At 61.9% G+C, this 20348-nt stretch carries 18 protein-coding genes and 1 tRNA gene; 9 read left to right on the top strand and 10 right to left on the bottom strand.

The features are described 5' to 3' along the window. The first annotated feature begins 59 nt into the window (after positions 1 to 59). Genes cofG through ACI94_RS06455 form a run of 5 tightly spaced genes read left to right on the top strand, consistent with a single transcriptional unit; the run spans position 60 to position 3072 of the window. Complete coding sequence (cofG, locus tag ACI94_RS06475) at positions 60 to 1055, top strand: 7,8-didemethyl-8-hydroxy-5-deazariboflavin synthase CofG (protein WP_066956838.1); 996 nt, start codon at positions 60 to 62, stop codon at positions 1053 to 1055. Positions 1056 to 1098: 43 nt separating this feature from the next. After that, positions 1099 to 1821, top strand: a complete 723-nt coding sequence (gene purC, locus ACI94_RS06470) for a phosphoribosylaminoimidazolesuccinocarboxamide synthase (protein ID WP_066956834.1) — start codon at positions 1099 to 1101, stop codon at positions 1819 to 1821. Beyond that, the gene (gene purS, locus ACI94_RS06465) at positions 1818 to 2060 is read left to right on the top strand and encodes a phosphoribosylformylglycinamidine synthase subunit PurS (protein ID WP_066956831.1); all 243 of its coding nucleotides are present in this window, start codon (positions 1818 to 1820) and stop codon (positions 2058 to 2060) included. The genes purC and purS overlap by 4 nt, the downstream gene beginning before the upstream one ends. A 3-nt stretch (positions 2061 to 2063) precedes the next feature. Next, positions 2064 to 2777, top strand: a complete 714-nt coding sequence (gene purQ, locus ACI94_RS06460; RefSeq protein WP_066956828.1) for a phosphoribosylformylglycinamidine synthase I — start codon at positions 2064 to 2066, stop codon at positions 2775 to 2777. A gap of 13 nt (positions 2778 to 2790) precedes the next feature. Next, complete coding sequence (locus tag ACI94_RS06455; protein ID WP_066956825.1) at positions 2791 to 3072, top strand: ferredoxin-thioredoxin reductase catalytic domain-containing protein; 282 nt, start codon at positions 2791 to 2793, stop codon at positions 3070 to 3072. Between the two features lie 144 nt (positions 3073 to 3216). Here ACI94_RS06455 and ACI94_RS06450 read toward each other — a convergent pair whose 3' ends face one another. The 7 genes from ACI94_RS06450 to ppsA are packed head-to-tail and all read right to left on the bottom strand — an operon-like array spanning position 3217 to position 11545. Next, the gene (locus tag ACI94_RS06450; protein WP_066956822.1) at positions 3217 to 4866 is read right to left on the bottom strand and encodes an AarF/ABC1/UbiB kinase family protein; all 1650 of its coding nucleotides are present in this window, start codon (positions 4864 to 4866) and stop codon (positions 3217 to 3219) included. A 45-nt stretch (positions 4867 to 4911) separates the two neighbouring features. Continuing rightward, the gene (locus tag ACI94_RS06445; protein WP_066956819.1) at positions 4912 to 6081 is read right to left on the bottom strand and encodes an MFS transporter; all 1170 of its coding nucleotides are present in this window, start codon (positions 6079 to 6081) and stop codon (positions 4912 to 4914) included. Positions 6082 to 6086: 5 nt separating this feature from the next. Next, a complete protein-coding gene (locus tag ACI94_RS06440; protein ID WP_066956816.1) occupies positions 6087 to 6698 on the bottom strand; it encodes an METTL5 family protein in 612 nt (203 codons plus the stop codon). After that, positions 6695 to 7642: a diphthamide biosynthesis enzyme Dph2 gene (gene dph2 / locus ACI94_RS06435; protein ID WP_286681232.1), complete on the bottom strand. Its 948-nt coding sequence runs from the start codon at positions 7640 to 7642 to the stop codon at positions 6695 to 6697. The genes ACI94_RS06440 and dph2 overlap by 4 nt, the downstream gene beginning before the upstream one ends. Further along, the gene (gene hpt, locus ACI94_RS06430; RefSeq protein WP_066957020.1) at positions 7626 to 8177 is read right to left on the bottom strand and encodes a hypoxanthine/guanine phosphoribosyltransferase; all 552 of its coding nucleotides are present in this window, start codon (positions 8175 to 8177) and stop codon (positions 7626 to 7628) included. Before hpt ends, dph2 begins: the two co-directional genes overlap by 17 nt. Beyond that, positions 8170 to 9267, bottom strand: coding sequence for a tyrosine decarboxylase MfnA (mfnA, locus tag ACI94_RS06425; RefSeq protein ID WP_066956811.1), 1098 nt, complete (start codon positions 9265 to 9267; stop codon positions 8170 to 8172). The genes hpt and mfnA overlap by 8 nt, the downstream gene beginning before the upstream one ends. Further along, positions 9260 to 11545, bottom strand: coding sequence for a phosphoenolpyruvate synthase (gene ppsA, locus ACI94_RS06420; protein WP_066956807.1), 2286 nt, complete (start codon positions 11543 to 11545; stop codon positions 9260 to 9262). The genes mfnA and ppsA overlap by 8 nt, the downstream gene beginning before the upstream one ends. A gap of 95 nt (positions 11546 to 11640) precedes the next feature. Here ppsA and serA point away from each other — a divergent pair, with 95 nt between their 5' ends. The 3 genes from serA to ACI94_RS06405 all read left to right on the top strand — a co-directional run bounded on the left by serA (position 11641) and on the right by ACI94_RS06405 (position 15995). Then, on the top strand, positions 11641 to 13224 hold the full coding sequence (gene serA / locus ACI94_RS06415) for a phosphoglycerate dehydrogenase (RefSeq protein ID WP_273258511.1): 1584 nt from the start codon (positions 11641 to 11643) through the stop codon (positions 13222 to 13224). Positions 13225 to 13359: 135 nt separating this feature from the next. Then, positions 13360 to 13433, top strand: a tRNA-Val gene (locus tag ACI94_RS06410). 408 nt (positions 13434 to 13841) lie between these two features. Then, entirely contained in the window at positions 13842 to 15995 is a 2154-nt protein-coding gene (locus tag ACI94_RS06405; protein ID WP_286681231.1) for a beta-glucosidase, read from the top strand. A 136-nt stretch (positions 15996 to 16131) separates the two neighbouring features. On the opposite strand, the gene ACI94_RS06400 is transcribed toward ACI94_RS06405, so the two are convergent. Further along, complete coding sequence (locus ACI94_RS06400) at positions 16132 to 16662, bottom strand: SRPBCC family protein (protein WP_286681230.1); 531 nt, start codon at positions 16660 to 16662, stop codon at positions 16132 to 16134. Between the two features lie 200 nt (positions 16663 to 16862). On the opposite strand from ACI94_RS06400, the gene ACI94_RS06395 reads away from it, so the two are divergent. Then, positions 16863 to 17537: an NAD(P)/FAD-dependent oxidoreductase gene (locus tag ACI94_RS06395; protein ID WP_286681229.1), complete on the top strand. Its 675-nt coding sequence runs from the start codon at positions 16863 to 16865 to the stop codon at positions 17535 to 17537. A 264-nt stretch (positions 17538 to 17801) separates the two neighbouring features. On the opposite strand, the gene ACI94_RS06390 is transcribed toward ACI94_RS06395, so the two are convergent. Both ACI94_RS06390 and ACI94_RS06385 read right to left on the bottom strand, forming a co-directional pair. Then, a complete protein-coding gene (locus ACI94_RS06390; protein ID WP_286681228.1) occupies positions 17802 to 18500 on the bottom strand; it encodes a DUF4013 domain-containing protein in 699 nt (232 codons plus the stop codon). 159 nt (positions 18501 to 18659) lie between these two features. Continuing rightward, positions 18660 to 20114, bottom strand: coding sequence for a hypothetical protein (locus ACI94_RS06385; protein ID WP_286681227.1), 1455 nt, complete (start codon positions 20112 to 20114; stop codon positions 18660 to 18662). Positions 20115 to 20348: the final 234 nt, after the last annotated feature.

The raw sequence follows: 20348 nt of genomic DNA, 5'->3' as shown, positions 1-20348 counted from the left end.
TCATCTCTCAAAACAACCATCTCCCGAAAGTTCATGTTAGAAAGTGTCGACATATATCCATGCACCGCCGCGTCATCACCTTCTCAAGGAACGTCTTCCTCCCCCTAACGACCGTCTGCGCCAACCGCTGCGGCTACTGCTGTTTCCGGACCCCGGTCGAGGAGGGATGCATCATGTCCCCCGACGAAGTGATCCGGACCCTGGATACGGGTGCCTCCCTGGGCTGCACGGAAGCCCTCTTCACCTTCGGGGAACGGCCCGGCGCGGTGCCGGGCTTTGCCGCGGAACTTGCAAGACTCGGTTACGCGGATATCCTCGACTATGTCTACGACCTCTCCCTTGCGGCCATCAAGCGGGGGCTTCTCCCGCATACCAACGCAGGCATCCTCACCTACGAAGAGCTCGACCGCCTCCGCGAGGTGAACGCAAGCATGGGGCTGATGCTCGAGACGACGGCCGATATTCCCGCGCACAGGAACTCCCCGGGAAAAGACCCGGCGGTTCGGATCGAGATGATCGAGAACGCCGGAAGACTCTCAATACCGTTCACGACCGGGATTCTGATCGGAATCGGCGAGACAGAAGAGGACCGCGAGGAGTCGCTCCAGGTCATCCGGGATCTCCACCGCAGGTATGGCCATATCCAGGAGGTGATTGTCCAGAACTTCTGCCCAAAGCAGGGAACACCGATGGAGGATGCACCGGCGCCCGGGACAGACGAGATCCGCACGACGATATCCCTTGCCCGGGAGATCCTTCCGGCGGATGTGGCGGTGCAGATTCCCCCAAACCTTGCAGATGCAGCCCAACTCATCGAATACGGGGTGGACGACCTCGGCGGAGTCTCCCCGCTCACCATCGACTATGTCAATCCCGAGCGCCCCTGGCCGCAGATCGAAGAACTCCGACGGGTGGCCGGAGACGCCGAACTTCGGGAGCGGCTATGCATCTACCCGCAGTACATCGAGAAGGGCTGGTATTCTCCCCTTCTTGAACCCCTGATCCGACAACTCGCAGAGAGGATTGCAGGATCCAAGAGGGGCGAGGGTGCATAACCTCATCACCAATCCCGATCAACACCTATCAGGAGATTTGGCCATGAAACAGGTAGACCTCCTCTATACTGGGAAGGCAAAGTCCGTCTATCGCACCGACGAACCAGGCATATACATTATGAAGTTCCGGGACGACATCACGGCGTTCGACGGCGAGAAGAAAGATACCCTGAGCGGCAAAGGAAGATATAACGCAGAGGTATCCACCTTCTTCTTCAGATACCTGGAGGAGAACGGGATTCGCACCCACTACATCAGAAGCATCGAACCCGGCACCATCGCGGTCCGAGGGCTTGAGATGATCCCGCTTGAAGTGATCGTCAGGAACGTCGCGGCCGGGTCGATCGTGCGCAACTACCCCTTCAAGGAAGGAGAGCCGCTCGACCCGCCGGTGATCGTCATCGATTTCAAGAGCGACACTCACCACGACCCTATGTTAAACGATGATCTGATCTACGCCCTCAACCTCGCCACGCCCGAGGAACTTGACCAGATCAAGGCCACAGCGCTCGCAATAAACGATATACTCCGGGAGTATCTTGATGCACGCGGCATCACCCTGGTCGACTTCAAACTTGAGTTCGGCCGCTACAATGGCGAGATCCTCGTCGGCGACGAGATCAGCATGGACTCAATGCGGCTCTGGGACAAGGAGACCGGGGCGTCTCTCGACAAGGACGTCTACCGGTTCAATAAGGGAGACGTCATGGAGACCTACGCCGGCGTTGCGAAACGAATTCTCTCTCCCCCAGGTGAATCTGTATGAAGTATAACGTAACCATCACCATCGCCCTCAAAGAGGGAATGCTCAACCCCGAAGCGCGTGCCATCCAGCACGCCCTCGCAAACCTCGGGTTTCCAACCGAGTCCCTGAGCACTGCGCGCCTCTTTAAGATCACGCTCGATGCGACGGATGCGGCGGCGGCGCGGGAGACGGCCGGACAGATGTGCGAGCGGCTCCTCGCAAACCCCGTCATCCACAACTACACGATTGAGGTTGAGTAAGGCATGAGATTTGCTGTGGTGCAGTTCGGTGGCAGCAACTGCGACCGGGACACCTACCACGTCCTCGCGGATGTCTGCGGGGTCGATACGGACCTTGTCTGGTACAAAGACGGACTCCGCCGTCCCTACGACGCTGTGGTGCTCCCCGGAGGGTTCTCCTACGGGGACTATCTCCGGGCGGGGGCCATCGCCGCCCGGACACCGATTATGACCGAGATCGTCAGGCACGCGAACGAGGGCGGGCTGGTCCTCGGGATCTGCAATGGGGCCCAGATCAGTTCGGAGGCCGGACTGACCCCGGGCACCTTCACACTGAACGCTTACCCGAAGTTCATCTCAAGGCACGTCTATCTCCGTGTCGAGAACAACACCTCGCCGTTCACCGCACTCTATCGCAAGGGCGAGGTCATCCGGGTGCCGATTGCGCATAAAGAAGGCCGGTACGTCGCCCCGGAGGATACTATCGCGCAGTTGAACCGCAAAGATAGAGTCGCGTTCCGGTTCTGCGACGAGCATGGCAACGTTACATCGGAGAGCAACCCGAATGGGTCGACGGAGAATATCACCGGCGTCCTCTCGGAGAACGGAAACGTGCTTGCGATGATGCCGCACCCCGAGCGTGCCAGTGAACCCGTGCTTGGCTCAGACGACGGCGTCAAAATATTTAACTCGATGATCGCCTATATCGAGGAGCACGGGGCCCGGAGAGTTGCATAATGGGAGTTATACTATGAGTGAAGAAGGGATCGAGAAGGCGCGGGCCAAAGCGAAGATCTACGCGAAGGAGAAAGGCTACGTCTTAAACGTCGATGAGAAGCAACTCTCAGCCGTTCTCCGCGGGCTCGCCCGGAACCAGGAGAAGTATGGTGCGGCATACTGCCCCTGCAGGCTCCGGAGCGGGGACCCCGAGAAGGACCGGATCATTATCTGCCCCTGCATCTACCACGAAAAAGAGATCGAAGAGCAGGGTGCCTGCCATTGCCGACTCTTCTTCAAGAGGAAATCTGAATAATTTTTTGCAGTCCCAAATAAGGCTCGCTGCTGTATCCGCCCGGGGTGGAATGACATCCCCATAGGGAAGCATACCCCCCCACCAAATGGTGCCCACGATCACCAGGTTTGCGCTTCGCGCCGAACGGCCTTCGAAGATCGTTCATCACCGCTGAAACGTCCGTCCATGCCGAAGGGCGCTGTAGATCGCGTAGAACCCGATGATCACCGCGACGATGTAGCCCAGTGTGGCGAGGAGCGAGACGAATTCGGGAATCGGGAGGTCGGCAACCCGGAGTATCAGCGAAGAGCCCACGACGACCGCGGCGACCACCAGCGCGACGATGATCTTGTCGCTCGTCCGGTCGACGACGTTGACGATCTCGGCAAGGTCGTGGTTCTCGAGTTCGATCGTGACGGTCCCCTCCGAGAGAGTATTTAAGGCCTTGTTCACGTTCCCCGGGATGGCAAGCAGGCTCTCCGCGGCGCCCATGAAGGACCTGACCGCACCCGTCAGATTGTCGGGTGATAGCCGCTGCTGGGTTGCGATCTCGATCAGGTAGGGGCGGATCCTCTGGTCAAAGTTGAACGTAGGGTCGAGCCGGGTGCCGATGTCCATCACCATGATGATCACCTTCGTCATCAGCATCAGGCTGGACGGCACACGGATGTGATACCTGCGCAGCGTGTCGGTCAGGCCGCGGAGCGTGACCGCGAAGTTCACCCGTTCGAGTTTCATCTCCCGGTAGTCAAGCAGAACGATGTAGAGATCGTCTTTTACCGAATCGAGATCCGCCGGGCGGATGTGCACGTCGAGTTTCTCGAGCGCCGCGATCACCCCGGCCACGTCCGTACGGGTCATGGCGAGGAGAAGTTCGACGAAGACGCGCCTTCGTTCCGGGCGGAGGACCCCGACTAGGCCATAATCGAGGAAGGCGATCTCACCCTGATCCGTCACCAGGAGGTTGCCCGGATGGGGGTCGCCGTGAAAGAAGCCGTCGACGAAGATCTGGTGAACGTAGGCGGAAAAGCCAATATCGGCAATCTCTTCCGGGAAGAGGCCGAGAGCCTTGATGGCCGCCACGTCGTCGATACGCACCCCCTCAATGTAGTCCATGGCAAGCAGGCGGCGGCCGGAGATCTTCCAGTGGATGCAGGGGATCTTCACACACGCAACGTCGCTTAAGTTCCGCTTGAGGCGTTCTGCGTTCATTCCATCCTGGGTGAAATCGAGTTCACGCCGGATCTGCGTCGAGAACTCCTCGACCATCCCCCGCAGGTTGTATACCCGCAGGTCGGGGAAGATTGACTCTGCCCGCGTCATAAGCGACTGCAGGATGACCAGATCGGTCTCGATCAGGTCGACGATTCCCGGGCGTTGCACCTTGAGCGCGACGACCTGCCCGTCCCTCGTCACCGCACGATGCACCTGCGAGAGAGAGGCCGCCGCGACCGGCTCCTCCTCGATGATATCAAAGCACTCCTCGAGGTTCGGGCAATATTCCTGGATCACAGGCCGGATCTCCGTAAATGGAAGCGGGGCAACCCGGTCCTGGAGTTTCTGCAGTTCCTCGATGAGCGCGGGCGGCAGGAGTTCCCGGCGGGTGCTCATGATCTGGCCGAACTTAATGTAGGTCGGCCCCAGTTCTTCGATGGCAAGCCGGATACGTACGTATATCGATCGCTCCTCTTCCGGAGTTTTACGGAACGCACGCAACCTCTCGCTCCCGGGAATGACCTCCTCAACGAGAATCCCAAAACCGTACTTGATCAGTACGTCCGCTATCTGCCGATAACGCTGGAGCCGGGTGACCATCGGGGATGAATCCGCTCTTCCGGTACTTAAGGGTCTGGGGCCGGGTCATCCCCGGGAGGGGAGCCGGCGCCGGGCGAGAGATTTCCAGGGGTAGGGGACGGAAAGGAAGAGCGGAACAGATAGGACGATCGCGAGCGGGATTGTCATGAGTCCGATCGAGAGCGTGGTCATATCGGCGATCCAGCCGGTGACCGAGACACCCATCCCGCCCACGCCGACCGCAAGCCCGAGCATCAGGCCGGAGACGAGCCCGACATTGCCCGGGGCGATCTCGTGGGCCATGGCGACGGTGACGGCGAAGGTCGACCAGAGAATGAACCCAAAGACCATCAGGGCGACGAGCGAGAGAATACCGCCACTGGTGAGGAATACGACGAACGGCGGGATAGCGGTAACAAGCCCGACGATCGTGAACTCTTTTCGGCCGTAGCGGTCCGAGAGCGTGCCGCCGACGACCTGTCCCACGACCCCGGCGATGAGCATCGCCGAGACCAGGAGATTTGCGGTCACGAGGTCGAACCCCCGCATGGTGAGGATGGTGGGAAGGAATGCGACCGAGCCGAAGATTGCCCACGCCCGGAGGCCCGAGGCTGTGACCAGGAGAGCAATCGCCCGGTACGAGGGCTTTGCGGCGGGGACGGACTTCGCCGGAACGGCGTCGCGGTCGGGGGCGGGGAGGATACGTCTGAGTCCCGCCGCAATCGCGATGCCGGGAACGGCGAGGATGACGAGGCCCGGAAGGCCCATCAGCCCGACGACGATTCCGGCGCAGATAGGGCCGATCGCGTAGCCCAGGTTGCCGCCGATGACGAAGTAGGAGGTGATCCGGCCCCGGCTCGCATCCCGGGTGAGGCGGCTGACGGTGCCGAGCGCACTCGGGTGGAAGAAAGCGTGCCCGAGCGCCGCGACGGCGACGGACGCGAGGACGAGGTAGTAGTTATTCAACAGACCTACGATGGATATGAAGATCGCGCTTATCGCCACGCTTGTCCCGACGTGGACAGCAAACCCCCGGGTATCGAAGATCCAGCCGACGAGCGGCTGCACGAACGACGATGTGAGGTTATAGATCGTGACGATCAGCCCGGCGAGGAAGAACGAGTAACCCTGATCCACGATGAGGAGCGGGAGAATTGCAGGAAGGACAGGTGAATAGAGGTCGGTTACCAGGTGGGCTGCGGAGAGTCCCCAGACCGGCTTGGTATCAGCAGTCACGGTTGTCAGATCCTGCTTAAGTGTATGACCTCCACCGTGATATCTACTCGGTCTTTACGGTGGTGCGCAAACGTCCGCCGCATGGGAAATTCGCACCGGATCACCTCCTCGATCGTCGCCTGGCCTTCGGTGTAGGCGGCAACGAACGGGGTCGAGCCCGCATTGAAGATGCCGTAGACCTCTCCCGCGAGTTCAAGCGCCCGATCGATGAACGGCCGGTCGGCATGCGCCTTCTGCGCCCCGAACGGCGGGTTCATCACGACGGTGTCGCAGGCAAGGCCAGCCCAGTCGACGTCCGGGCTCCGAATATCGGCGACTAAAAACTCGATGGAGAGATCGAACGCCTCCGCGTTCCTCCGGGCAACCTCGATTGCGCCCGCGTCAACATCGATCCCGGTCACGGCGGAGGCGCCGAGGAGGGCGGCTCCACAGGCGAGGATCCCGGTCCCGCATCCAAGGTCGCAGACCCGTCGCCCCTCGATCGCCCCCTGCATCGCAGCGTGGTGGAGGAGGCGGGCCGCTACCGATGCAGGGGTCTGGTACTGCTCGAGACGGGCCGTCGGCCGCTCAAAACCCTCCAGGCGCTCAAGCCGCATCTCAAGGTGCCGCAGGTTCATGGTGCGAGGTATTCATCGATTGTATAATCATCCCAGGCACGGGCACCGCAGAGGATCTCGAACTCCGGCGGCGTCAGCACGGGGACCGGGAACCGGATCTGGTCATCGTAGGCGAGCCGCGGGCAGGCGGTGTTCACATACGCCGCAAACCCCAGATCGAGCATCTCGGCGGGCGAGACCTCCCGCATCGCGACGAGCACGGCCTTATCAGAGAGGGCGACGAGCCGCCGGGCAAGATCCATCCGCCGCTGCCCGCTCTTGGTGCTGACGATGACACCGAAACTTGAGGCATCCCGGGCCTTCTCCATCACCGCAGCGCGGCGGCGGATCAGGCGGTCGGCGTCCACCTCCTGCACCTCCCCTGTGAAGGGGTCGAGCGCGACCACCCTTGAGCGGGTCGCAAGATGGATCCCGATCGGGTGAAAGACCCCGGTCCCGACGAAGAGGATCTCGTCGGCCCCCGTCGCCCGTGCGGCGGCGAAGTTGCAGCCGAGCACCTGTCCGGGGATCGGCGTGCGCTGATCCCCGGGGGCGACGATCGCCTCGATGCCGTGTTCGCGAAGGAACGCCACCATCGCACCGATCAGGTGAAGATGCTGGATGGTCGTGACAAGACCGATGCGGCGGGAGTGTAAGTCAGGAAAGGCTCTCTCGAGCACCGCGACGTCAAAATCGAACCGGACCGGCTCGTAGATGACGTTGGAACGCTCCTCAACCGGTGCGTGGCCGAAGTGAACCAGGACGTCGGCATACTGGAGTGCATCGAGCGCAAGGTCGCAGCCCCCATAGCAGGGATCGCCGCTGACGATCACGTCGAATCCTTCGCGGCGAAGAGCGGCGGCCGTCCCCGGGGCCTGCCGGGCGAGCCCGGCAGGGAACTGGAGGGCGACGGAACGTGCCCCCCGTCGCCGGAGCTTCGCGACAAGATCAGAAATAGGTATCAACAACACGCACCCGGTCCTCGGAGACCTCGACCTTTACCAGGGTCTTGACAGATAGGCAGAGATCCGCATCGCCCCGACCGACGACCACGCAGATGTCGGCAATCTCGGCGCCCGTGCTCTCGATCGCACTGATGAGGCACTGGAGCGTCCCTCCGGTGCTGCAGACGTCATCGATTATAACGACCCGGTCGCCTGCATTGACGCCGTTTAAGTAGAGTTCCCCCTTCGAGTAGCCTGTTGTCTGGTGCACCGCGACCTCCCCGGGGAGATAGTAGGGGCGTTTCCGGACGACTACGAGCGGGATGTCGGTCATCATCGAGAGGGCGACACCGATGTGGATGCCCATCGCCTCGCAGACGACAATTTTATCGACGCCCTCAAGGTTGAGGCAACGGACCATGGCACACCCGATCTCGCGGAGGATGGCTGGCTCAAGGAGCGGCACCCCATCGGTGATCGGGTGGATGAAGTAGTTGTACTCTCCCCGCTTCATGACCGGAGAGGCTTCCAATGATTGAATCAAGCGCTCAAGCATAGATTTCACCCATTTCCTTCAAGAATGCCTCGATCACATCGCGGGTGACGTGGGGCATGCAGACGATGCGCATATGCCCGGCCCGGGTCCGCGATACCCGCCAGCCGGGGGGAGCGCGGTCGCAGGAGAACGTCGCCACGTTGACGTCCGGGCTCACGGCTCTCTGGCAGCCGATCGTCTCCATCCCCTCGATCAACCGCCGGGTATTTTCCATGCACCCGGCGACCACCGCCCGCATGCCATCCATCCCGAGGTACTCAAGGACTGCGACGGCCGCCGCGACCGAGGCGCCGGGCCGGGTGCCGGTGAGGGTACACTCCCGCTTCACGGTCAGGTATGGTGTCTCGACGTTGAGGGACGCAAAACACGACGGGTCACGGACGAGGAGGCAGCCTGCCGGGATGGTGCCCATCCCCATCTTATGGGGGTCGACGGAGATTGAGGCGACACCGGGGAGTTCGAAGTCGAACGGAACCGGGTGATCGAGGAACGGGACGACCAGCCCCCCGAACGCGGCGTCGATATGAAGGAAGACGTCTCGGTCAAGGGCAATATCGGATAAGGCGGCGATCGGATCGATCATGCCGTACTCCGTCGTCCCGACGATACCAACGAGAGCGACCGTGTTTTTGTCAACAAGATCCCCCGCTGCCTCTGCATCCACCCGGAAGTTGGCGTCAAGCGGCGCCACCCGCATCTCAAGCCCCAGGATATCGCAGGCTTTCTGGAATGAGAAGTGGCCCGAAGCCGGGACCACAATGTTCGGCGAACTGACCGGTTTTAGTTTCTTTGCGATCCGAAGGGCCTGGATATTGGACTCCGTCCCGCCGCTTGTTGCGTATCCTCCGGCCTCGGGATGATGCATCAGGGTGCCGAGCCTCTCAACAAGAAGTTCCTCGAGCGCGACCGTCCCGGGGAAGAGCCCGGGGTCGCCGAGGTTGGTCTCAAGAAAGAGCGCATGCGCCCGCGCCGCGATCGGGTGGGGCGGCGTGCACATCGAACTCAAGATTTTATGGTAACCGAGATCCTCCCGCCGCTTTGACGAAAGGAAGGAGAAGAGGTCTTCCTCAGGACAGCCATGTTCACGCATTTCTTCTCGCCGCATCAAGAAGGATCTGCCGTTCTTTTCGCGCCACGGCCTCACGGATGCGCGGGACAGCGTCGATATTTGCGGAGACGCTGGTGATCCCGTGCTCGACGAGCCAGGCCACCATCTTCGGATCGGAGCCGGCCTGACCGCAGATGGAACATTCGACACCGTTTGCGCGGCAGGCTTTGATGGCGTAGTCGATCAGTTTGAGCACGGCAGGGTGCTCGGGTTCGTACATATTGGCAACGTTCTCGTTGTTCCGGTCGATGGCGAGCGTGTACTGGACAAGATCGTTCGTTCCGAACGAGGCGAACCGGATGCCGGCCTTGATGAAGTCATCGATGAGGATGGCGCTGCTGGGGATCTCGACCATCACACCGAGGGTCACCTTCTCGACGTCGACGCCCCATTCCTCCATCATGGCCCGGGCCTGGATAAACTCTTTTGGATGGTTGACGAGCGGGAACATCACGCCGAGGTTGCTGTAGCCAGCAGCCCAGAGCCTCCTGAAGGCCTCCACCTGCATCCTGAACTGGTCGGGGCTCTTTAAGTCCCGGCGGATGCCACGCCAGCCGAGCATCGGATTGTGCTCGATCGGTTCGCTCTCGCCGCCTTCCATGTTCCGGAATTCGTCAGTCGGAGCATCCAGCGTCCGGACCCAGACGGGTTTTCCCGGGAAAGCGTCGAGCACAATCTTGATGCCGCGGTAGAGTTCGGCAATAAACTCCTCCTCTTTGCCGTGCGCGATATACCAGCCGGGGGTCTTGCCGAGGCCGAGGATGAGGTGCTCGATCCGCAGAAGACCGACGCCGTCGGCACCGGTGGCAGCGGCGCGCTGTGCGGCCTCCGGCAGGGAGACGTTCACCTTGACGAGTGTACCGGTGATGACCGGGGCCGCCGCTGCCGCTGCTGCAACAGGTGCCGGAGCGGCGACCGCCGGGGTCTCGAGCGTCCCGTCGTAGATGATACCCTTCTCCCCGTCGACGGTGATTATCTGTCCATCTTTCAAGACTTTCGTTGCTTTCTTGCTCCCGACGACCGCAGGTGTACCAAGTTCACGGCTCACGATCGCCGCGTGGCAGGTCATGCCCCCTTCGTCGGTGACGATGGCGCTGACCCGCCGCATCGCCGGCACCATATCGGGGTTGGTCATCCGGGTGACCAGGATATCGCCGTCCTTGACCGCGCTCGTATCTTTGACGTCGCGCACGATCACGACGCGGCCGGTCGCAATACCTGGAGAGGCACCCTGACCCTCGAGCAAGATCACACCCTGTGCGCCCATCGGCTTGGCCTGTCCTCCACGAGGAATCTCCGGCCGCTTGATCGTCGTGATGGGTCGTGACTGGAGGATGAAGATTTCGTTCCCGACGATCGCCCACTCGATATCCTGCGGGACGCCGTAGTGGTCCTCGGCGATCTTGCCGAGCGTTGCAAGACGCGCCACTTCCTCATCAGAGAGAACCGGGGCGACCCGCTGCTCGCCGGAGAGATTGACAACCTTTGTCCCGTGCTCGCCCTCGGGGACGATCATGATCTCCTTCTCGGCGATCAGGCGGTCAACCACCCGACCGGATCTCAGGTCATAGACGTAGTTGTCGGGAGAGACGCTGCCGGAGACGATGGCTTCACCGAGACCCCAGGATCCTTCCACGATCGTCAGGGGCTCGCCGGTGACCGGGTGGGATGTGAACATGACACCGGACTTCTCCGACCGGATGAGTTCCTGAACGACGACGGCGATATTCACACTCCGGTCGTCGAACCCCTGCTTTGCCCGGTAGTAGATGGCCCGCGCGCCATAGAGTGATGCCCAGCACCGCTGGATGGCGTCAAGGAGGTCAGCTTCCCCGAGGATATTGAGAAAAGTCTCCTGCTGGCCGGCAAAACTGGCTTCAGGCAGGTCTTCAGCGGTAGCGCTTGAACGGACGGCGACGACCGTTCCATTCGCCCCCATCCGGTTGTACGCATCGGTGATCTCCTCGCGGATATGATCGGGGATCTCGACGCTCATGACGAGATCCTGCACATCCCTTGAGACGGATTCGAGCGCTCCGTTGTCATCGACATCGAGGTGCTCCAGTCTGCGAAAGAGTGTCTCTTCGATCCCGGTCTCAACAAGAAATCTGCGGAACGCCTGAGCAGTAACCACAAACGCCTTCGGCACGGGGAGGCCGATCGAGGTCATTTCACCAAGAGAAGCCCCCTTTCCACCTACAGATGGAATATCTTCTTTTTTTATTTCTTCGAGCCACAGAACGTTGGGCATTTCCTTCATGCTCGCACCACACATATACTTCTCACCATTACTAATAAGATTTGGGAGGAAAAAGCATCAATACACATGATGTCGAATCAGATATGGGTTGAACTGTGAAATATAGAGTGCTGGTCAGCGACCCGCTGGCAGAGGAAGGAATTGACATCCTGAAGGAGTTCTGTGATGTGGATGTCAAGACCGGGCTGACCGAAGATCAGCTCGTTGCTATTATCGGAGATTACGATGCCCTGCTGGTGCGCTCGGGGACCGAGGTCACGGCACGTGTCATCGATGCAGGGACAAAACTCAAGTTTATCGGCCGTGCCGGAGCAGGAGTCGACAATATCGATACCGAAGCGGCAACACGCAGGGGGATCATTGTTGCAAACGCTCCTGAAGGAAACACCCTCGCAGCCACTGAGCATACGATGGCAATGATGCTCTCGCTCGCGCGCAATATCCCCCAGGCGACAGCATCCTTGAAGAAGGGAGAATGGAAGCGCTCGAAGTTCATGGGAGTCGAGTTGAACGACAAGGTCCTCGGGATCATTGGATTTGGGCGTATCGGACGCGAGGTTGCAAAGCGTGCACAGGCAATGGAGATGAAGTGCATCGCCTACGATCCTTTCATCACCAAAGAGCGGGCGGCAAGCCTCGGCGTGGAGATGGTGCCAATCGAGGAGCTCTTCCGGAGAGCGGACGTCATCACGGTCCACACGCCGCTGATCAAGGAGACGCGCCATCTCATCAACGCCAAGTCGATCGCCACGATGAAGGATGGCGTTCTGTTGATTAACTGCGCCCGTGGCGGGATCATCGACGAGGCAGCCCTCGTCGACGCGATCAAGAGCGGCAAGGTTGCCGGTGCGGCGCTCGATGTCTTTGAGAACGAGCCGCCGACGGACTCTCCGCTCCTCGAACTCGATAAGGTGATCGTCACCCCGCACCTTGGGGCGAGCACGGTCGAAGCGCAAAAGAACGTTGCGATATCGGTCGCAAACCAGTGCATCAGCGTGCTTTCGGGCGGTGCGGCGAAGTATGTGGTGAACGCGCCGACGATCCCCGCAGAGCAGCAGGCGGTGATCGAGCCCTACGCGGCCCTTGCGCAGAAGATGGGCAGCCTCCTCATCCAGCTCATCGAAGGAAGGCTTGAGTCGATCAAGATCACCTACGGCGGCGAGGCAGCGACTCTGCCGAACACGAAGTTCATCACCCGCGTCATCCTGAAGGGTATGCTCGACCCAATCCTCCAGGCTCCGGTCAACTTTGTGAACGCGGAGTTTGTCGCAAAAGAGCGCGGAATCCGGCTGAGCGAGACCACCACCGAAGAAGCGTACGGCTTCAAGAACATCATCAGCATCACCGCAAAGACCGATAAGATGACCGAGTCGGTGAGCGGCAGCGTCTCGGCCCCGGACCACGCGCGCATCGTGAGCATCGGCGGCTACCTGACCGACCTGACCCCGACGGGCCACGTGGTCATCTCCCGCCACATCGACAAGCCCGGTATCATCGGCAAGGCCGCGACGATCCTCGGTCAGGCGAACGTGAACATCGCCGGGATGCAGGTCGGGCGCCACAAGCCCGGCGAAGAGGCGCTGATGGTCCTCACCGTCGACTCCGCGGTGCCGGCCGAAGCGATGGAAGAGATCAAGAAGATCGACGGGATTCATACGGCAAAGCACGCCGAGATCTGATTGGTCCGGCCATCATCCCCCTTTTTGCCCCGCGTGCCGCTCCCCGATAGGATGGAGCGGGTAAGGGGGCGATTGTGGGGAATAGGAATCATTTTATACCTGTAACACCAACATTAGTGATCGTCGGGTAGACACGGGCTCGTGGTCTAGCTGGTTATGACGTCGCCTTGACATGGCGGAGGTCCTGAGTTCGAATCTCAGCGAGCCCATCACCGTTTTTGAAACGATTGATTCTATGTTGTTCCTTTCCCCGGAGATGCATCCCTGAAATGGACCGATAAATCCGGTATTTTCATGCCTCTCACCGCATGGACGATCGTGCCTTCCCCGGAGCATGATCCGCAACCCCCCGCTTTCCACCGGATTTTTTGCCGGTTGTTCACGCGCAGTTTTTCCCACAGTTTTTACTCACTCCGTGCCATGCTCCAGCCCGGAGCCGGATGACAAGGCGTGCAGTCACCCGACGGTCATGCCACCACCGTCACGATAACTATCGCCCATTACTGGCGTCGAGATCGGATCCCTGTTTCACACAAATATTTATCACCAGTGTCGTCTCCCACCGCGGCACGGTTCCCCGCCCGACGGACGGGGGAATGCCGGGAGGGGAAGAAGAGGTGACCACCACGCAAGTGCTTGAACCCGGGCAAAAGACAGCCGATTCCCGGGCGGCCGAGACCGAACAGAGGATGACCGACGACGAGCGATTCTCGATGATCATCAGCATCATGGGCGCCACCGGCGGCATCATCAAAGTCCGTGATGAGCGCATCCCGGAAGACGTGGCCATGAGCGCCGGTTACACGCCCGGCGTGCCGCGGCTCGGCGTCCCGGCGTTGCGATCGAGCGATGCCAGCATGGGCATCACCAACCCCGGGTACCGCCCCGACGATACGGGCGCAACCGCGCTGCCGGCTTCCATCGTCGTCGGGTCGAGTTTCAACCCGGACCTCGCCCGCGACGGCGGCGTGCTGCTCGGCCGCGAGGCCCGGATCCGGGGGTTCAACATCATGCTGGCCGGCGGGATCAACCTCGCCCGCGACCCGCGCAACGGCCGCAACTTCGAGTACTACTCCGAGGACCCGCTCCTCACCGCCGTCCTCGGCGCCGGGGCGGTAAGCGGCATCCAGAGCCAGGGTGTCATCTCGACGCTCAAGCACTATTCGCTCAACTGCAACGAGACCAACCGGCACTGGCTGGACGCGATCATCGATCCCTCGGCGCACCGCGAGTCCGACCTGCTCGCATTCCAGATCGCGATCGAGCGTTCGGAGCCCGGCGCGATCATGAGCGGCTACAACAAGATCAACGGCGAGTATGCTGGCGGGAACCATTATCTCTTAAACGAGGTGCTCAAGGGCGCCTGGGGATATAAGGGCTGGGTGATGTCCGACTGGGGCGCGACGCCCTCCTGGGAGTTCGCTCTCGCCGGGCTCGACCAGGAATCCGGCGTGCAGGCAGACGCAGTCTTCTGGAAGACGGAGCCCTTCACGGACCCACTCCGGAAGGCCTACGCCGAAGGCAGGTTCCCGAAGGAGCGTCTCTCCGATATGGTGCGCCGCATCCTGCGCTCGCTCTACGCGGTCGGGGCCGACTCGTGGGGGCCGGCGCCCGAGGTCAACATGGAAGCGCACAACGAGATCGCCCTCGAGACCGCCCGGCAGGGTATCGTGCTATTGAAGAACGACGGCATCCTGCCGCTCGCGACCGAAAGACCGCTCAAGATCGCAGTGATCGGCGGCTACGCGCAGCTCGGTGTCCCGAGCGGCACCGGATCGGGTGCGGTGCTCCCGGTGGGCGGGTATGCGGGTATCGTCAAGATCGGCGGCCCGGGGCCCCTGGGGCGCGCACGGAACCTCTACCTTCTCCCGTCGTCGCCCCTTGAGGAGCTGAAGAGACTCCTGCCCTCGGCGGAGATCGAGTTTGACCCCGGACAGACGCCGGCGGAGGCGGTCCTGCTCGCACGTCGCTCGGACGTCGCCATCGTCTTCGGGATCCGCGTCGAGGGCGAAGGCTTCGACATCGCCGATCTCTCGCTGCCCTGGGGCCAGGACGCCGTCATCGAGGCCGTGGCGTCCGCCAATCCGAACACCGTCGTGGTGCTGGAGACCGGCAACCCGGTCGCGATGCCGTGGCTGGACAAGGTGAAGGCAGTCGTCCAGGCGTGGTATCCAGGGCAGGCCGGCGGGCAGGCGATCGCCGAGGTGCTCACCGGGACGGTGAACCCCTCCGGCCATCTGCCGATCACCTTCCCGGCCGACCTCGCCCGGACTCCGAGGCCGGACCTCCCCGGCCTCGGCACGCCGTGGGGGACATCAACCACCATCCGTTACGATGAGGGCGCGGAGGTCGGCTACCGCTGGTTCGCAAAGACGGGCGATACGCCGCTCTTCCCCTTCGGCCACGGGTTGAGTTACACGACGTTTGCCTACAGCGATCTTGCGGTCGGCGGCGGCGAGACGATCACGGCGAGGTTCACCGTGACGAACACCGGCGAACGCGAGGGTGCGGACGTGCCGCAGGTGTATCTGACGGAGGCGGCGGATGAGAGGCGGATGCGGCTTCTCGGATTCCAGCGCGTCCTGCTCGGGCCGGGTGAGAGACGGCAGGTGACGATCGAGGCCGACCCCCGCCTGCTTGCACGATTCGACGAAGAAGCCGGCAGGTGGCGCATTGCAGAAGGAGCATACCGGGTGGCGGTCGCAAGATCAACCACGGATCTGGTATTGACAGGCGATGCCCGGTTATCCGCGAGGCTGTTTGGGAGTTGACCGATCCCGGCAGGGGTTATGGTACAAAAGGCTGTAACACCGGAAAAATCGGCGGGAAAGACCGCGACGGTCAGCCCGCCGGGGTGACCGGGAGCCGGCTCATGGATGGGAGGGGGAGCGGGATTCCCTGTCGCCCCTACTTCTGCAGCCTCTCCAGGAGCTCGTCGAGCCGCAAGAAAGAGTCCTTCAAACCCTCCTCCATACCGGACTGCACCATCCCGTCGCGGTCCTCCACCGAGAGGAAGACCGACCTGCCGGTGAACCTCGTCCGGTTGCCGGGAAGCTCCTCGAACCTCGCCTCCTCGAGGCTGACATGGCCGGACTCCGGGAGCCCCTCGTACTCGAACGTCTGGATGATCCGCTCGGGGGGCGTCACATCGTGGTTCACCCCGTGGAACCCGTACTCGTTGCCGTCCTTGTCCGTCTGAACATACCGCCAGCTGCCCCCGCTCCGGGCCTCAAACGCCTCGATCCTCGTGGTGTAACCCCGCGGGCCGATCCACCGCTTGAAGAGTTCCGGGTCGGTGTAAGCCCGAAAGACCAGATCGCGGGGAGCGTCGAACTCCCGGACGATGATCAGCTCCTGCTTTCCGGGCTCGGCAGTAATCCGGGTGGGATTCCTCTCCATCAACGCCTGCTCGCCGCTTCTTTGTGATTGCTCTGCCATTCTATCCATCTCCGTTCGCCCCCCTCACCGACGTCATCCATGTTATAGGTTATTGGCAATACTGCAGGACTCACCGGGAGGGGCAACAGTGAGGCGGCCGTCTCCATTCCGGGGTGAGATCGTCACGATGCACTCAAAAACGATGGGATCGCCCGGGATGCGATTCGCATACTATAACTGGTTGTAACGACGTTCTTAGAATGTTGGTTAAAACCATGGCAAAGGCAAACATTCCTGCAAAAGGAGCTATTGTCCAGAGAGACCTTGAGACGTTCTCGATCGCGCCCCACATTCCCGGGGGCTTCGTCGAACCTGCACTGTTGCGGAAGATCGCCGATGTAGCAGAGAAGTACGGTGCGAAGTTCGTGAAACTCACGGGCACCCAGAGGATGATCATCGTCGGCATACAGGAAGAGGACCTTGATGCTGCATGGGCTGAGTTCGAAGACAGCTCCAAGGCCATCGGCCTGACCATACGGAGCATCCAGATGTGCCCCAGCACCCGATCGTGCAAGCGCGCCAAACAGGACAGCCCGGGACTGGGATTTGCCCTCGACAAGGAGTTCTACGGCAAACCGGCGCCCGCCAAGTTCAAAATGGCCGTCTCAGGCTGTCCCAACTGCTGTAGCGACCCCTGGATGAGAGACCTCGGGTTCGTCGGCACCGACGATGGGTTCACGGCGGTCGTCGGCGGCAAGGGCGGCGGGACGGCAAAAGTGGGCCGGGAGCTCGCCAAGGGGCTGACCGAGGAGCAGGCCCTGGCGCTGGCGCGGAAGGTCATCGCGTTCTACCGGGAGAACGGGCAGGCCCCCGAACGCCTGGGCGCGACGATCGAGCGGGTCGGCTTCGACAAGTTTAAAGAAGCCGTCCTTTGAGCCGCGAGGATTGGTCGTACACGGCAGATTGATGCGCCCGCACCGGCGGATACAACCAATCTGCCCACAATTCTTACGAAGCAACGCAGTCCGGTACGCAGGAGAACGGTTGCCGTTTGCCGGCGTGCGGTCTGAACCGGGCCGGGGGGAGCGAGGGCGGCATATTTTCCCGGCACGCACGACTTTGCCCCCTCTCCCGGCCCGGAGCGCACGCGCAGGTGTTGAACCGGCCTTCAGAAAGATTGGGGTATGTATTGCCCCCGCCTACGGGGTTGCCGTCACGGGCGGGGAGCCCGCCGTCCCGCTCTCGTAGACGAGGGTGTTGTAGCGGTACTGAAAGATGTAGATCGCCGGGGATACGACGAGCATGAGGACCGGGAAGAGGAGAATCCCGGCGATGCCCACGAAGAGTCCGATAACGCCCGTGACGAGGGCGACGAGGAAGACCAGGACCATCCCGAAGATCATGAGGACCAGCTGGAGGATGATCTGGGAGAAGATGTACGACCCCCAGCCGATCCTCCGGATCTGGGCGAGGACAACGGGGATGTTGAATGCCTCGCGGAGCAGCCCGGCCTTCGCGAACCGCACCATTGCCATCTGCGCGACAAGCCAGATGAGGACGAGGAGGATGAACGAGACGAGGGCGGCGACGGCGGCCACGGGACTGTTCTGCCCGGCGAGGACCCCGGCGCCGCCCACCAGGGCTATTGCGACGACGAACATGAGCGCGATGTAGGCGAGGTACACGACGAGCAGTTTCAGGCCGTCGATAAAGAGCCTGCCCCAGCCGCCGAACTCCGGGGCCGGGCCTCCCCGCATGATACGGACGAAGTAGCCGTAGATGAGCGGGAAGACGATGACGGAGGCGATGAGCTGGAGCCACCGGACCCAGCCTCCCCGGAGGATGTTCCCTGTGTAGTCAAACGAGTCTTCGAGTACTCTCTGGTAGTTTACGGACAATGTATCACCCTGCAATCGATCCCGAAACCCCGGGCCGCGGTGCATGCCGGACGGACCCCCCGGACTCGTAATGGACCTTGCCGGGCTGCATTCCCGGGTTGACGGCGGGCCGCCGGACGAAGGTGAGCAGGACGCTCCGAAAAAAGAGGAGAATCCGGGTCAGTCATCCCCCGTTGCAGGGACGCAGCTGACCCAGAGCCTGCCGCTCGGCGTACCCTCGCCACTGGAAACCCTGAGGGCGAACGAGAGCGGCACTGTCTCGTCAACCGCCACGACGCCGGGAATGGTCACCGCCTCCGTCGGCCCGAAGGCGACGGGAATACCGTCGCTGCCGAGTTTTGCCGTGTAGACGGCCGGAACGTCAAGCCCCATGTCGTCCTGGCGGACGATGACCCGGATCGGCACGTTGCCGGTGTTCCTCATCGTCGGGCTCTGCGCCGTCCCGAACTCGGCGTCGCCCCTGACCCAGGCATCGGTATCCCGTTCGACGACGCCGTAGTCCACCGCGGCAAAGTCAATCTCGAACGATGCCGTCGGCAGGTAGGTGAAGATGCTCCCTGGCGGCCGATCGACGAGATCTGCCTCTTCAGGCAGGACCTGCACCGAGACCTGATAATCCCCGGGCGCCTGGTTGTAAGAGAGGTCGACCTCACCCACATAGATCACGGCATCGGCGCCCTCCAGGGCGCGAACAGCCTCATTGAGGCTTGTATCGTGAGCGTAGGTGACCAGCCCGGCCACGGAGGCCGCCTCGAGGGCATCCACCGTGGAGTTCTGCCGGGTCAGGTTGACCCGGCAGAAGGGCGAGCCGTCGGGTGACGTCACGTCGGCAACGATCGGATACGTCGCCATGCTGTTCCCGGCGACGACCGCACGGATCTGCACGGTCTTCGTGGCGCCGTAGGCGCAGGGCGGCAGGAACTGGCTGCCCGGCTCCACCGGGTCGTCATCGAGCGCACCGCCGGTGGTATCGAGTTGCTCCCAGATGCAGAGCACGGCCGCGCGAGAGGGGGGCGCTGCGGCCGTCTCGTTCTCAGTCGGCGGGTCGGTAGAGACGGACTCGTTCACCACGATCCCGGGTTCGGGCGTGGGTTCGGTAGTGGTGTTTGTCGGGACCGGTGTAGTGGTCACGGTCGGTGTGGTGTTTGTAGTGTTCGTCGGGGCCGGTGTAGTGGTCGTTTCCGGCGTCGGATCGACGGTGGGCGTCTCCTCCGGCTCCGGCGTCACCGTGCCGTTCTCGGCCGTTGGCAGGCCCTCTTCCGGGCCCTCCGGTGTGGGTGTCGCCTCGGGGGCATCGCCATCCTCAACCGGAGGCGTATCGTCCTCGGGCGAACTGTCCGGGCCCGGCAGATTTTCATCCGGCCCTAAAGAATCATCTTCAGGCCCAGTCGGATCTCCCTCCGGCCCAGAAGAGCCATCTTCAGGCCCAGTCGGATCAGAAAGAGGTTCTTCGGGCGGCTGGCTATCGTCGCCGGTCGCCCCGGCACCGGCCTCCGTCTGCTGATCGCTTCCCGCGAGAGGATCACCAGGGGTATCCACGGGCGAACCCGCAAGCGCCGGCACGACGGAGGCCGAAACAAGGAGAATCGCAAGGATCACTGCGATTCTGTTCATAATTTTCATCATCCACTCCTCTCTTCATCCGGTGGCCTGCCCGCGCAGAACATGCGGCCGCACGGGCAGGAACTGATCACCGGTTCTCGCGATGTCGTCTACTCGCTACCAGGAGGCAGATGAACGCGAGTGCTGCGGCAACCGGGACAGGGGAGAGCGGCAGGCTCAGGCCCGACGAATCGGACTGAACGGTAAAGGATATATCCTTTGCATCGGTCGTCTTGCCCTCGAAGA

It is taken from the genome of Methanoculleus sp. DTU007, from assembly GCF_001512385.1.
Taxonomy (GTDB): Archaea; Halobacteriota; Methanomicrobia; order Methanomicrobiales; family Methanoculleaceae; genus Methanoculleus; species Methanoculleus thermophilus.
This window is presented reverse-complemented; position numbering and strand designations above follow the sequence as displayed.